General features: G+C 55.8%; 20 protein-coding genes. 13 read left to right on the top strand and 7 right to left on the bottom strand.

The window, feature by feature from the left end; all coding sequences use genetic code 11:
* From LU684_RS30095 to LU684_RS30080, 4 genes are all read left to right on the top strand, one after another.
* The coding region (locus tag LU684_RS30095) for a hypothetical protein (RefSeq protein WP_232895355.1) at window positions 1-319 on the top strand (319 nt) is incomplete at its 5' end.
* An 85-nt stretch (window positions 320-404) separates the two neighbouring features.
* The gene (locus LU684_RS30090; RefSeq protein ID WP_232895354.1) at window positions 405-647 is read left to right on the top strand and encodes a hypothetical protein; all 243 of its coding nucleotides are present in this window, start codon (window positions 405-407) and stop codon (window positions 645-647) included.
* Between the two features lie 292 nt (window positions 648-939).
* Window positions 940-1128: a hypothetical protein gene (locus LU684_RS30085; protein ID WP_232895353.1), complete on the top strand. Its 189-nt coding sequence runs from the start codon at window positions 940-942 to the stop codon at window positions 1126-1128.
* Between the two features lie 455 nt (window positions 1129-1583).
* Window positions 1584-2132 (top strand): hypothetical protein, encoded by a 549-nt coding sequence (locus tag LU684_RS30080; protein WP_232895352.1) that lies wholly within the window; start codon window positions 1584-1586, stop codon window positions 2130-2132.
* A gap of 249 nt (window positions 2133-2381) precedes the next feature.
* Here LU684_RS30080 and LU684_RS30075 read toward each other — a convergent pair whose 3' ends face one another.
* Window positions 2382-2564, bottom strand: coding sequence for a hypothetical protein (locus LU684_RS30075; RefSeq protein WP_232895351.1), 183 nt, complete (start codon window positions 2562-2564; stop codon window positions 2382-2384).
* 292 nt (window positions 2565-2856) lie between these two features.
* Here LU684_RS30075 and LU684_RS30070 point away from each other — a divergent pair, with 292 nt between their 5' ends.
* The 4 genes from LU684_RS30070 to LU684_RS30055 are packed head-to-tail and all read left to right on the top strand — an operon-like array spanning window position 2857 to window position 3945.
* Window positions 2857-3063, top strand: coding sequence for a hypothetical protein (locus LU684_RS30070; RefSeq protein WP_232895350.1), 207 nt, complete (start codon window positions 2857-2859; stop codon window positions 3061-3063).
* A gap of 43 nt (window positions 3064-3106) precedes the next feature.
* The gene (locus LU684_RS30065; RefSeq protein WP_232895349.1) at window positions 3107-3343 is read left to right on the top strand and encodes a hypothetical protein; all 237 of its coding nucleotides are present in this window, start codon (window positions 3107-3109) and stop codon (window positions 3341-3343) included.
* A 1-nt stretch (window position 3344) separates the two neighbouring features.
* Window positions 3345-3770 carry a hypothetical protein gene (locus tag LU684_RS30060; RefSeq protein WP_232895348.1) on the top strand — a complete coding sequence of 142 codons (426 nt, stop codon included), beginning with the start codon at window positions 3345-3347 and terminating at the stop codon, window positions 3768-3770.
* Window positions 3760-3945: a hypothetical protein gene (locus tag LU684_RS30055; protein ID WP_232895347.1), complete on the top strand. Its 186-nt coding sequence runs from the start codon at window positions 3760-3762 to the stop codon at window positions 3943-3945. Before LU684_RS30060 ends, LU684_RS30055 begins: the two co-directional genes overlap by 11 nt.
* Window positions 3946-4181: 236 nt before the next feature.
* On the opposite strand, the gene LU684_RS30050 is transcribed toward LU684_RS30055, so the two are convergent.
* The 3 genes from LU684_RS30050 to mobC form a co-directional block, all read right to left on the bottom strand.
* Window positions 4182-5561: a RepB family DNA primase gene (locus LU684_RS30050; RefSeq protein WP_232895346.1), complete on the bottom strand. Its 1380-nt coding sequence runs from the start codon at window positions 5559-5561 to the stop codon at window positions 4182-4184.
* A gap of 327 nt (window positions 5562-5888) precedes the next feature.
* Entirely contained in the window at window positions 5889-8468 is a 2580-nt protein-coding gene (locus tag LU684_RS30045; protein ID WP_232895345.1) for a relaxase/mobilization nuclease domain-containing protein, read from the bottom strand.
* Complete coding sequence (mobC, locus tag LU684_RS30040) at window positions 8465-8866, bottom strand: plasmid mobilization relaxosome protein MobC (protein WP_232895344.1); 402 nt, start codon at window positions 8864-8866, stop codon at window positions 8465-8467. The genes LU684_RS30045 and mobC overlap by 4 nt, the downstream gene beginning before the upstream one ends.
* Before the next feature lie 563 nt (window positions 8867-9429).
* On the opposite strand from mobC, the gene LU684_RS30035 reads away from it, so the two are divergent.
* A complete protein-coding gene (locus LU684_RS30035) occupies window positions 9430-10335 on the top strand; it encodes a DNA-binding protein (protein WP_232895343.1) in 906 nt (301 codons plus the stop codon).
* Window positions 10336-10699: 364 nt separating this feature from the next.
* On the opposite strand, the gene LU684_RS30030 is transcribed toward LU684_RS30035, so the two are convergent.
* The 3 genes from LU684_RS30030 to LU684_RS30020 are packed head-to-tail and all read right to left on the bottom strand — an operon-like array spanning window position 10700 to window position 11891.
* Window positions 10700-10936, bottom strand: coding sequence for a plasmid partition protein ParG (locus LU684_RS30030; RefSeq protein WP_171483056.1), 237 nt, complete (start codon window positions 10934-10936; stop codon window positions 10700-10702).
* Window positions 10933-11568, bottom strand: a complete 636-nt coding sequence (locus LU684_RS30025; RefSeq protein ID WP_232895342.1) for a nucleotide-binding protein — start codon at window positions 11566-11568, stop codon at window positions 10933-10935. Before LU684_RS30025 ends, LU684_RS30030 begins: the two co-directional genes overlap by 4 nt.
* Window positions 11568-11891: a hypothetical protein gene (locus LU684_RS30020; RefSeq protein ID WP_232895341.1), complete on the bottom strand. Its 324-nt coding sequence runs from the start codon at window positions 11889-11891 to the stop codon at window positions 11568-11570. The genes LU684_RS30025 and LU684_RS30020 overlap by 1 nt, the downstream gene beginning before the upstream one ends.
* A 195-nt stretch (window positions 11892-12086) precedes the next feature.
* On the opposite strand from LU684_RS30020, the gene LU684_RS30015 reads away from it, so the two are divergent.
* The 4 genes from LU684_RS30015 to LU684_RS30000 all read left to right on the top strand — a co-directional run.
* A complete protein-coding gene (locus tag LU684_RS30015; RefSeq protein ID WP_232895340.1) occupies window positions 12087-12290 on the top strand; it encodes a hypothetical protein in 204 nt (67 codons plus the stop codon).
* Window positions 12277-12594, top strand: coding sequence for a hypothetical protein (locus LU684_RS30010; RefSeq protein ID WP_232895339.1), 318 nt, complete (start codon window positions 12277-12279; stop codon window positions 12592-12594). Before LU684_RS30015 ends, LU684_RS30010 begins: the two co-directional genes overlap by 14 nt.
* Before the next feature lie 38 nt (window positions 12595-12632).
* A complete protein-coding gene (locus tag LU684_RS30005; RefSeq protein WP_232895338.1) occupies window positions 12633-12869 on the top strand; it encodes a hypothetical protein in 237 nt (78 codons plus the stop codon).
* A gap of 173 nt (window positions 12870-13042) precedes the next feature.
* A partial coding sequence (locus LU684_RS30000) for a hypothetical protein (protein ID WP_232895337.1) occupies window positions 13043-13271 on the top strand: 229 nt, incomplete at its 3' end.

The following is a 13271-nucleotide window of genomic DNA, read 5'->3' as shown; positions in this document are numbered from 1 at the left end:
GTACCGCTCAGAATTGGTGGCCCTGATTACCAGCTGGGCGATCGAGCAGACGCCAGGTGCGCAGCCGACGAAGTTTCTCGTCACGCATTGGCAAAAGCAGACATTTGAGCATGCCCTTAGCAACGGCAGACTGGCCGCGCTTTGGTGTGATCCCCAGCGCAGTTCTGGCGAACGGGGCTCGCTGAAAATCAGCGAGCGCGTGACTGCGCAGGCCACTGAGGTTTATGCGCTGTATGCCCAGGCCCTGGACAATGAGCCAGACCGCGACCAGCTGGAGCTGCTTGCCGCTGCGCTCCTAGAAAGCGATATAGGTTTGTAAGCTCTTGAGGACTAGTCCCTGAGCTTTTAAAACTACCCCGTTACGTTTGCCGCCACTATCCCTACAAAAGCCCTGGAGGCCCGCGATGACCGAACACTCCCAAGCAGCACAACCGTCGTTTGAGGCCCGCGCCGCGCAGGCGCAGCGCGACGTGCAGGCCGAACTGAACACCGCTGAGCAGCGCATCGCCCAGCTTTATACCGCCCTGCTGGTCGAGCCTAAGGACGGACATCGTCCGGAGGCGCGCCGGCTCATGGCGATCCTCGACAGCCTGCGCAACCTGCAGAAGCTTTACCCGCCGATCACCCCAGCGCGAAAAAGCTATTAAGGTGAGGGTTACGCCTTTTCTCTGTTTTCCCAGACGGGTGAAAAAAGTTAGCCTATAGGTTTATAGAGTACGCCGCACTTAATAACGCTCAACTTTACACACCAAACTTATCTCGCAGGCCTTGTTATTAAAGGCCTGCAGCCATTTACATGGGATTGGATGTGCGGATCGGCTCGCGCAGTTAGCCTTTAGGTTCCTTTAGGTGTGGTCGCAAAGGCCAGTGATTACGGGGCTTGCAGCGCTTTTTGAGGCTGGCTATGCTGGCCACAACACCAATTCTGGAATCCTAAAAATGAACGAAATCGAAATTACGGTTAAGGCTAATTTTTCGACTAAAATCAGCCTGGCCAAAACTATTCGTCGCATCTGCATAGCCGGAATGCTTGTTATGACCATCGTGTCACAAGTCAATTTTGGACAGTTTAAAACTGTCCAAAACCCTGAGAACATTGCACAGACTATCAAAAGCTTGAAGAATTGAAAGTTTTTCAACTTAGTGTATTTTGTTAACAAGTCTAGTTAACTTGCAAAAAAGTTTAACTTAGTCTGTTGACTTTGATTTTTCATATGCAATACTAACTTCAAGCAAACAACTAATTTAATGTTAATTTGATATTAACCAACTAAATAGGAGTGCGCCTATGACTTAAAAATAAGAGGATTTAATATGTCAAAGAATAAAAAAGTGTCAAAAATCAAAGTTTCAATTACTGTTCTGCTCATGCTTATACCATCTAGCAGCACGCCTGTAAGGCCCGTGGATACTGGGCTTCAGCCACCTTCAGCGGTCTTCAGCACCTGCTCCGAAGGTACATCTACCTGATTTAACAAAAGCAAAGAACACGACCCAACCAGGTCGTGACTTTCGCCTGCGCGTCGCCTGCACAAACAGATTAAAATTTTCGGGTACAATAGGCCCATAACAAGGAGCGTCGCGTGGCCGATTCGTACTTTCCCCCATTAGTAGTTGCTGGACAGGCCATTGACTTGTCGCACCTGGAGCCTTTCACGTTCGAGGTGGAAAGCCAGCTGGCTAAGAAAAAGCTGCGCGTGCACGTTACGTTTTCTAATCACTGCTTTTCGAAGGGCTACGAAGCTGCCACGCATCCTGCAGGTGAGCCCATCATCGACGCCGGCAGCGCCAGACCTCGCACCTTTTGCCCGATCCGACACAGGCTATCCCGTGAGCTGCCAGCCCTGATCAGTGGCCTGGCGGAATCGCCACGCACCCGAGTTTGGGAAACGGCGGCTGAACGCAACTGGTGCTACTCGATAACCATCGAGGATCCGACCGGGCCGTATCACGTGTTTTTCGAAGTGCGCCGGGCAGGTAGAGAGCGCCGGCAATGGCAAGATCTGCAGCTAGTGGTGGAAAGCGCCTATCACCAAGACATTGCGGAAGGGCCGAATCTGAAGGGCGGTATGGCGTTCGTGCTGCTCTGCGGCAAGATCTACATGGGTCAACCTACCGCAACGAAACGCTGAGCCGCAGAAACGAAAAAAGGCGCCGCTAGGCGCCATTTTCGTACTTCGTATTCGATAAAGCAGATCCGGACACCACTTCGGCTTACGCCTCGGTTCGCCTTGCGCGAACACCCTTTTCGGGCTAGGGAACGTTCAATCTCATCCGGTCAGTCGTTCCGCAGTTGCAGGATTACTATGTCAAAAAGCACAACCTAATACAAGTAAATTGATCATTTTTGATCATCCTGGTTCACGCAGATTCTTCGGCAATCACCGAAGAAACTCGTCACGGCCACGCTCAAAACTGGCCTTCACCGCATCCAGTTCATCCTGCAGGCTCGCCGGCCTGGCCGGCTGCTCATACAGCGCCAAAAACGCCTCCTGGGCCTCCAGGACACGCTCCACTTTGCGCGCCTGCTCAGCGGTCTGCCGCTTTTTCCGAAAATCCCACATCTTCAGTCCCTCCCAATCAATGAGCGACCAGCATAACGGCACTCCGGACGGTGATTTTGCAGGGATTTCCGGCTGCGCCGGGTAATCAGGAATGGTCTAAATGCGAAAAATTCTCATCTTGCCGCCTGACCTGCTAATAACGGGATTTATGTTCAATCGGCGGCCCCGAAACGACCGCCCGTGATGTCCAGTCCTGGGGGTACTGTCATCCATACCCCATAGGACTGGGTGACCACACCCCATGGCTGTGGCATGCTGCGTAGGACGACACTGGCCCGAGGTTTTGACTGTCATGAGGGACGATCGCACCGCCAGGCTGCTGCAGCTGCTCAGCATCGCTGGCAAAGCGGGGGAGTCGGCCTTTCCTGGGCAGCGCCCTGGGCTGCTGCTTTGGCTCGGGCAGCTGCTCGATGCCCACCCTGGCAACGATGGCCAGGCCCAGGTCGAGCGCCTGCTGCAGGAGCGCCTGGTAGAGCTGAAGTCCAAACCTGAGCCCTGATTCTGGACGTTGCGACCACTCGAATTAGACAAAAAGGAACCACATGCGCACCGCCATTGATCAAGAAACCCTGCGGGCCCTCGTCGAGACCGCGTCTGTACGTGAAATCCAGGCGACTCGTGGCCCCGGAGGGGCTGGATTTGCGCTCAGCGCACGCCTCGGAGGGCGCTGGTTGCCGATACGCAGCAAGCGGGAACCCATACGGGTCTGGGCCAGCCTGACCGCGATCGAACGGTTTTGCGTTAAGGCAGGAATTAAGCGTTTTGAGGTGGAGCTATGACATGGATGAAGAGCAGGAAAAGCGCTTGTGGCAGCGTGAAAAACAACGGCGCCGCGCACTGTGGCAGCTACAGGGGCTCCGCCCTGGCGATCCCGCTGCCGCTGAATGGCTGGTGATGCTCAGTGAAGTCGAGTTCCTGGAGCGCTCGGAGCCGATCGGCGACGGCTACCAGCTGACCATTGGGCAGCTGCGCTCCATGGTACCGGTCGTGGATCTGCGGGGGTTTCGCATCGTGCGCGATGACGACATACCGGAACCGTGGTTGGAGCGATTTGGCCAGGCCTCGACAGGCTCGACGCGGCTGCCAGAGGGCAGCTATGGGCGCGACTGGCTGCGCTTCTTGAGCATGTGGGAGCAGGAAATGGCTCACCTACAACAGCACCGCAACCGACACAGCAGCCCGAAGGTGGCCTCCAATGACGATTGATTTTGATCTGAACCAAAATGACCTAGAGGCGCTGCTGAGGCACTGTCAGAGCTTTGTGCCAGCAACGGGCGACAGTCGCGAAGATCGCCGCCTGCAGGACGCGCTAGAAGCGCTGCGGGAAGCCCTGGAGGCAGCTGCTGCACCCACATCAGCGAAGACTGATACCGGTACCTGATATAGGCTTTGACTCAGCCCCCGAGCATTAGTAGTAGCGACACACCATTTCACAGTTGAGATGATGCTCAGGAGCACTCCCCGTCACGCAGCACCTTTTCTCTTTTTTCTTGGAGCAAGGGAAGGATCCCAAAGCCTTCCTTTTTTCCATAAAGCAAAAGCCTAAGCCTCCCTATGGGAGGGGGCTTCGCCAAAGGACGTAGCCACACACCATTTCCCACTTGCCAAGAATCTTTCTCATTTACTGGCGATGGCCATGTTAACGGCTCGTTTGGTGATTTCGAGGTGCGCCGCGATCTGCAGGGCTGTCAGACCCTGGCTGTGCAGCGCCAGGATCTGAGCCTGCCGCTCAGCCGCTGCTTGCTTACGCTTATCAAGGTACTCAGCGCGCTCGACAACGCCGGCAGCGCGGCGCTTCGTGCGCTCACGGACGGTATTGCGTTCTGTGGCCAGGCCAGCGCTGATAAGCGTCTTGAGCTGCGTCTGCTCGTCCGGAGTGATAGCTAACAAGCTGATGATTGTCGAAGTGCGGTACGTGTAAATGGGCGTCAACTCGCGACCGTTGTACTCGATCTTTTCCCGTTTGTAGTGTGCATCGACACGCGCCTGCAGTGAGCCCAGCAACTCGCGATCGCGCAGCCACTTGGGATCATTGGAGATCTCACTCTGCAAGGCTCGGACTTCGGAACGGAAGTTTTGAGGGTATATCAGCCCGGACAAGGCCATTTGGCACGCGACTACCAGCAAATAGGTGTTGCGCATGCCCTCCCCTATGCCGCCGCGCAGCTCGGCCAGCTTGCGGAGATCGTGTAGGCGATCCCATGCCAGCACGCGGGTGTTAATCCCCTTCAGCAGGCTGTTTTTGCGGCCTGCAGCGTCATTGGGCACAAGCTCAAATGGCGTGTTGTCAGTCGCCTTAGCGCTTGTCGATTTTGCCGATTTGCGTTGCCGATCGAGCGGCAGCAGCAACTTGGCCAGAAGCTCAAAATCAACAGCAGCTGGGCTGCCCTGGGGGCTGGATTGCGCATACACGACTTCCACGCGCTTTCCGGATTTCAGGTTCGTGGTACCGACCAAACGCAAGATGCGGGCCGCATCCTTGGCGGCAGGATCGGCACCGAGCGGCTCGAAGAGCTTAACCAGCTGCTCCTGCACAACGTTCCAGCGCACCAGCGCTTCGCGGGGAAGGTAGCTGCTCAGCAGCCACTTTATTTGGTAGCCCTGGCCGCTAAAAATCACCAGCGACGGCGGTGGAATGCCGGCAGCAGCGCACAGAGACTGGATTTTGGCCAGCACCTGCTCGCGCGTCCAGGCCTTGGCTGCGCACTTGTACGTGTCGAGATCGAGGAAACAAACGCCCATCCTGGTGAGGTTGACGATGCGTCGATTAGGCCGTGAAAACTCGCCCTGGCTAATCCAAACGTTCATGTCATCAGCGGGCTCTAGAAACGCCAGATGGCCTGCCAGAGCGCCTGGCTTAACGCACCATTGGTGAAATTTTCCGGCGCTGTCTTGGGTGCAAATAGCAACGTAGCTGCGCGAGTCTGCAGAGTGGTAAAGCTCTGCCTCATCGCTACCGCCAAAAAGGCTTAGCTGCTGATTTATCGAGGCTGACATGGCCACCACCTGCTGCAAATGCAGCGTAGGTGGCGACCTAATCTTGATTTCGTGAGTATGCTCTGCATATACTGACCTTGTTTTCAAAGGGGATCGACGTCGTGGTCGCCAAACTAGAGCGTCGATTCCGGGAAAGAGCCCACCAATGCGTGGGCTTTTTTCTGCCTGCTATTTAGGTTTTTTTCTCGGCAAAGCAAGCGGATAGCTCCAAATTTACGCTATAGCATCGCCAGACGCCATAGCTTCGGACGAAAATTACTACCGCTGGCATCAAAGATGCTTGACATTTTGGCAATACTCCTTTCTCAAAAGCCCAGTAATTACGGGCTATTTCTTATCAATCGAATGATCGATCGACTGTTCTAGAGCCTCCAGGGCTTTCTTCGCTTCCTCGGCTTTCAGCTGGGCAAAAACAGCGTTGCTCGTCTTCAGTACCTGCGGCACCTGGTGCGGTTGCAGCCCAGGCTCGAACACATGCGGGTACCTCTGCCGCGCCTCTTTCGACAAGTCCACATTTTGGGTTGGCCTGCCTTCCGCTCGTAAATCTACAAGCGCATAGGCACGACTGACTGTGCGCAGCATGTAATCCTCGGCGTGTCCGCCTTTTCGGATGCGCACAGGAAGCTCATCAAACAGCCTCAATGCCTCGCCAATACTGACGTTTTGCATGCGGAGCTCGATGGCACACCGGAAGTCAATTTGTGAGGCGTCTACCGGCCCTCCAGCACCCACACGCTGCTCGATGCGCTGCCATGCTGCGCTGATCCAGCCTGCGGGAATAGCAGCGCCTGGTTCGCGTTCTGGCAGCTTCATTTCGCTCGCCGCAGTAGCCTGGATAGTCTTGGCTTGAGCAGCGTCCAGGGCGGCCTGGTGCGCTTCCATGATGCGTTCGCGTGCGTACTGCAGGAGATCTGCACCGCCTGGTGCCAGCTCGCCTGAATAGTGCTTCAACAGCACGTAGGGAGAATTGCCGTTGGCAAGAACTCGATTGGGCTTGCGGTTCGTAAGTCCTGGCAAACGCCCGAAGTGCTCCTGGTCACGGGAGCCGGCATCGCCGCCAATTTTTTCGTGGATCAGCGCAGTAATCGCTGCATGTTCCTCGCGGCTGAAACCGTCAGAATTGACCCTGATCCAAGCCTGGTGGTTGTGCTCCGAAGTTTCAGTAAGTATCGCTGGTTTAAGGCCCAAAGCCTCCAGCGCGGAGACCTGCCCTGCAGACAAATCATCAACCAAAACAAGGCCAGATTTTTCCGGGCTGGCTGGACGAATGTATATGTCCTGGCCATGCGAATTAAGCCTTTTCAGCCACACCAGCACCTTGGGTTTTACAAGATCCTCGGTCTTGAAGGCACGCCTGATTGGTTTTTTCCGAGCGTCGATGTCGACCTGGTTATCAACCACCTGCACCTCCAGCTCGGCCACGCGGAAACCTTTGATCATCCGCATCATGTTTTTGCTGTTCATGTCGCCGACAGAGCGAATCTGGGCGGCGACAAGGGACATCAGTCGGTCGATGTGGCTCTGCGATCTGGCATTAGATGTATCGCGCCGCCTACCTTCCTGGCGCTTTTTGGCTTCCTGGGCGAGCTGCTGAGCAGCCATTTCTGCCCAGAACCGCTCGCTTTCCCTAATGCCCTTGTCGACAGCAGCTCGGCTTGCCTGATGCGCCTTGCGTGTCAGCTCATCGATCACTTTGTTGCCCGTCAAAATCGGGCCTGCGCCGGAGTCGGCATCTACGCCCGAAGAATGAGGTACGTGATCGCGCACAGGTTGAGTGTCAGTAATGCGCCCAGGGTTATGCCGAGCACCTGCAGCTTGCCCTGAATGGCCCTCAGCGGCTGCTCCTGGTTGCGGATCTGTTCCGTCAGCTTGGGCAGTTCCTCGCTCGCTCTGTTCAGCGTGTGGTGCAGCTTGCTGCCGATCGTGCGCGCTTCCTCCGTCAACGCTGACAGCGCTGTGCTCACTGGCAGAATCTCTTTTGCTATCGCCTCGCAGTACGCTTTCGCGATCACCTGCAACTGATCCAAGTCCAGATACTTCAGCTGCTCCTGGAGCTCCATGATCGACTGCACTTGAGCGTGCTGCTCCAGTGAGGGTTCTAAGCGTTTCAGCTTCTCGCGCACTGTCATAAGTCATACCCCGTTCAAAAAGGGCCTGGCCCCTATATTGGTTGCCAAGCTGGCTGCCCTTGAATGGCACACCATCAATTACAAAAGAAAAGCCGTTAAGCGTTTCCTTGCTGAAGTTAGGTTTTGCGGTGATACCCAGGGCATGCAAGCGCTCGACAAACTGCACCGCAGTTGGTTGGTTTTGCAGGGCAAGGTCAATTTGCGCAGCCAGCTTATAGCGCAGAGGCTGTTCGCCCGTCCGCTCCGATTTTCCGTACTCCCCAGCGGTGAAGTTTTTCAGCTCAGGCTGCACCAACTTGCCGTTTTCATATGTCGGGCCTTTGGTAACTTGCAACCCATAGGCTTTTTCCAGGCGTTGTATAACCCTGGTACTTTTCAGGTTTTCGTTCTCGCCATAATACAAAGACTTGTCCAGCCCAATGCGGCTAGCAACTATATGTATATGCTGCCCATTCGGTTCGTCGTGCATGATGTAAACGCGCTGGTGAGCATCGGTAAAACCCATGCGCTGCATGTAGTCATCAGCGACTTTGCACCACTTGTCCTTACTCATGGTTTCCCCTGCGGGTAAGCGCAGGCTGTTATGCCAAACCGGCTTGTCGACGTCCTGCCTGGCACGTCGCGAAATACCGAATTCCGTGGCCAAGGCGCGAGGGTCTAGACCGCTCATGTTGCCGCCCAGCAGCTCGCCGTTAAGGATGCCGTGACTGTTTTTGAAACCGTAGTTCAGCACGCCACGAAAGCCCTTGCCGCGCTTGATCTTTTGCATGCCTTTCATGAATGCGCCCTGCTGTCGAAAGCCTTTGAATGCGGCTTCATATCAACAAGGGTTAGGCGGAGCGCGGCTAGGCATTCCACCACTTCACGCAGACCGACGTTCTGCTCAGCGTTCAGCCGGCGAGCAATTTGATTGATGTTGTTCGCGACACGCGACAGCTTTTTCCAGGCCTCGAAATTCAGTTTCGGGATCACTGGGCTGACCGGGATTTTCGGCGCGTACTTGCCATCTATCGCGCAGTTACGAACGAAATCCGGAAGCGGATAATCACCAGCCTTATCGACGACCAGCTGATATTCCGCAGGCGTAAGAAAGATCGAAATACGGTGGTTCCGCTGTTGCTCTGCAGGGCGCGGAGCAGGCCCACGGCGCTTTTTGGATGCTTTCTTTTCAGTCATGACGGCAGCTCTTTGTTGTTGTTTTTAGTGAGCACAGCGAACCCAGGCTGAGCAAAGCGATGCCTGGCCAGGGAGGGGTGAGCGTAGCGATCCCCGAAACTCGCGTAAGCGAGTTAGCCCTGGCTCCTAACCTTAATTCCCGCTGCAAACACAGTATCCAAAAGCAGATTTGATATTTGCAAGCAAAACTTGGTTGGCAGTTTGGTTAAACAACGGTAGATATTTTGCCAGCTCAATAATTGCATTAATCGAACATCGGACAGCAATGGCAGAGGTTAGCCAGGAAGCGAGTTACCAGAGGCAAGAGCAAAAAGCAGCACACGCCCCCGCTTCGCCCCCAGGGGATAAATTGCCACTTCGATCGCTGTGCTCACTGCGTGGCTTTTTGTACTCAAACACACAGTACGGAAACAGCACCTGACCCCTCCCGAACACGCAATTACGTACTTTCAAACAAAGTACGAAAAGCTCAAAAATAGTGCTTGTGTACTCGTATCGTATTTCGTATCATATACATATAGATACAGAATACACCGATACGATACATTTGGAGAAGACACGAAATGGCACGCGAAGGTATCTCGTATAACGAAGTCGCAGCAGCGGCAGACAAGCTAGTAGGTGAAGCGAAGTCCCCCACCATCAAGGCGGTGCGTGAGCTTCTGGGAACTGGCTCACCAAACACAATCCACCGGCATTTGACCGCGTGGCGTGATGCTCAACCGGCACAGCAGAGCGCCTCGTATGAGTTGCCTTCTGACCTGGTCAATGCTTTTGGCAGGGAGCTGGCACGCAGTGCTGCAGCTGCAAAAGCCCAGGTAGAAGGCGACCTGGTTAACGCCCAGGCCGAAGCTGCCGACCTGGCTGCCGCTGGTGAGCGCCTGGAAGTGGAACGCGACGAGCTGGCTGAGCAGCTGGCCCACGTGACAAGCGAGCGCGACGGCTTCCAGGCCACCGCCCTGGAGCGCGCAACCGAGATCGAACGCCTGGTGGTCGACTTGAAGCGTGAGAGCGAATCAGGCGAGGCTGCGAGGGTCGAGGTAGCCAAAGCCCAACTCAAGGCAGAGGCGAACGGCGAGCGCCTGACTGAGCAATCTGCAGAAATCCAGCGCCTGCGCGACGCCTTGGAAACCGCCCAGGCTGCACGCCAGGAAGCGGAGAAGAATGGGGCTGTGCTTACCGCGCAACTCACCGCTGCTGAGGCCCGCGCCGCGACTGCTGAGGCTCGCGAGAAAGCGGCGCTGGAGCAAGCTGCCCAGGCTCAAGGCCGCGCAGATCAGCGCACACAGGAACTGCAGCAAGCCATTGGCGAAAGCCAGAAGGCGCAGGCGCAGCTGGCCAGCGCCCAGGAGGCCCTGGGCGAGCTCAAGCAGCTTAAAGCAGACAACCGCGAGCTGCAGCACCAGGTAAACGACCTGCTCAAAGCGCAGGCTCAGGCGAAGCCGGAGAGCCCAGCACCAGAGGCCTGAGCCAGGCCGGCCTGGCAACACAGGGGCTCTGGCCGGGCCCCGGTTTTGCGGTCAAAGCCAGGCCGCTTGCGGCCATTTTTCCCTGCCGCAGGGCGGCGGGCCGTGTGCTGCTGTTTGCTTGTGATCTGGCCCTTGAGACAGCTGCGCGAAGCGCAACATAGTCGCTGTTGCTGTTGATCTGGCCGTTGATTTTGCGAAAGCGATCGAAGCCCGAAGGGCCAAGACCCGGCGTGCTTTTGGCCGGGGCTTGGTTTACGAGAGCGCGGTTTGCGCAGCGCAGCGCAGCAAATTCGCCACGCGGCTTTTTGTGCGAACGGTAACAACGGTTACTACGGTAGTAACCGAGTATACCGTTAGCACAAGATCAACCTTCATTTTCCTCAATGTACTTGTCGATGTAGGCCTGCAGCGCGTCAGTCATGTTTGTGCCGTTGCGCATGCACGCGAGCTTAAATTTCTCGCGCTTGGCCGGCTCGATGCGCAACGCCAGGCGCTGCTCAGAAGCTTTTGTCTTGCCGATATCGCCGATTTCCTGGGCTTTGGCCTTAGCTTTGGGTGCAGTTTCAGCAGCTTTGCTGCTTTGATTTCCTAGCAGGCTCATTTCTTCTTCTCCCCGGTTTCACCGGTAGTAATGAATTTTTTAACAAACTCGGCAAGCCGCAGCGACTCAAGGCGAATATCGCTATCGCCGGAGCTCACGGGTGTTTTGCCCCGCGCAATGCTCAGCGGGTAGCCCTCGCGACTACTCAAAACCGTGCGCAAACACGGCACGCCGTAACCCAAAATGCTGTCTTTCACGTCCTTGCCCAAGACGGTGTTGGGCTTGAGGCGATTGACGAAAAGCGCTGCGCGAAGCGCAGGCCTTTTGCTCTGGTGCGTGGTCACGATGTCAATCGTGTCCGCCATAGCCCACACATCAAACAAGCTGGGGGCCACAGGCATAAGAGCCAGGTCGATGTAAGGCAGCGCATCAGCGCTGAGCTCGCCTTTGGTGTCGACCACGACAAAATCGAAGTCCTTGGGCAGCTTGTCCAGGTCGGCAGGTTTATGCGACTTGAACACCGACAAATTGGCCGGCTGCTGCGCCATCTCCCACCACCTGCTAATCGACCCCTGGGGGTCGAGATCTACCAGCGCAACACGGTGTTTTGTAGCCAGCGCGGCGGCTAAAGCCACACACGCTGTGGACTTGCCAGCACCGCCCTTGCCATTAATCATTCCGATTTTGGTCATTAGTGCATACCGTTGTTACGATACACACCGTGTGCACCGTTATCACCATCATACACGAGCTTGAGCTCTGCGCAACGGGGTTTCAGCTCCAGCACCAGGTGCTTGAGGATGTCCTCGGTGACCGGATGATTTCGACCTGCCTCGATGGCGAAGACGACTGCGAACATCGCTGCTTTTGCTGCAAACCACTGGAGGTCATCGAGCGGCAGTTTGCTGATGGTTTCCGGGTAGAGCGAAAGCGTGTGCCAGGCAAAGGATTCATCCTGCTTGGCGAGTTCGGCCTTAAATTGCTGAAGGACTATGTCGTCTTTGCTGCTGCTCATTTGTGTGCACCGTTATCCCTGTGTTAACCGTATGCACAGTATGCACCGTAGTAACGGTATGCACAAGAATTTTTTGAAGGGCCTTGCTACCCCTTACGATGTACATCCAGAAAAAAGCCTTATGTACTTGTTTTTTAACGATATTTACAGACGATTAAAGACATTGCATGCTGCAACGAAACACGGAGCAGCAACATGCAAATTGATACTGATAGTCTCGTAGGCGCCTATGCGGTAGGCCTGGTTTCCGCCAAAAGCAATCCACTGGGGAGCTTCGCCACCTCCATGATCGTGGACGAACTGCTGACAGGCGCGCCCTCCAGCACGGTGCTCAAGCAGCTGGCAAGCATGGGAAAATATGTGCGCGAAGGACTGACGCAAAAAGATGATGCTGAGTAGCAAGCTGCAGCGCGGCCTGGTGTTCCTCTCCGAGCTCGATGCGGAGCAGCACCTGGTGGAAGCCTGGCCGATCGCCGATCGGGTCGCTTTCCGTGTTGCTGTAGGCCATCAGATCCACCTGCAGCGCATCGGCCTGGCGATGCTCGCGGCGCTGCTGCAGCGCCCAGGGCATGAGGTTAAAGCCGAGCTCCGCGCCGCTGCGAAGCCTGCTCCAGTGCCTGAACTGGCCACCCGCCTGCAGCGGTACCGCGATGAAAAACACCGACAGCAGCGACTGCTGGCACTGTTGCAGGCTCATCCCTAAAATCGAAGGCAAATAACAAGAAAAAAGGGAGCACAGACATGGGCACATTTGCACTCAATTCGCCATCCGTCTTCGACCTCGAAAGCCGCCTGCAACAGGCCGTGCAGGCTGTTAAGGGGGAGGCATACAGCGTCGTTTACTGGCCGACAAGCGCGGGAAAGCATGGCTTTGCCATCCTGCGCGACGGCGTAGATGAACAGTGCAGCTGTGAGCTGCGGCCTAGCACGAAGGTGGAGGCCCAGGCCTTTGCTTTCGTGCAGCGCTACCTGCAGTAGCCTGGCCAGAATCAGAAGAACCCGCTACAGCGGGTTTTTTGTTGCCTTTATTTCGTATCGTATATCGTATCATATTCATAATAATATGAAATACACGATATGATACACAACCGTAACGATACAGCATCTGACAACCTGGTAGGAAAGCGGCTATAGTGCTCAGGGACTAGTCCTTGAGCACTATAGCTATGCTACTGAACGACCTGGAGCAACAACGACAGCGCTTTAAGCCCGAGCTGCAGCAACTGCTCGATGAGCTGCAAGGCTTGCGCGAGCTTCCCGACCAGGCCCGCGTTCGCGGGAAAGTCAGCGGTGTGCATCGCCGGTACCGCTCAGAATTGGTGGCCCTGATTACCAGCTGGGCGATCGAGCAGACGCCAGGTGCGCAGCCGACGAAGTTTC

This window comes from Pseudomonas sp. NMI542_15 (assembly GCF_021283425.1).
GTDB classification, from domain to species: Bacteria; Pseudomonadota; Gammaproteobacteria; order Pseudomonadales; family Pseudomonadaceae; genus Aquipseudomonas; species Aquipseudomonas fortuita.
The sequence above is the reverse complement of the archived record's forward strand: the minus strand, read 5'-3'. Positions and strand labels throughout refer to the sequence as shown.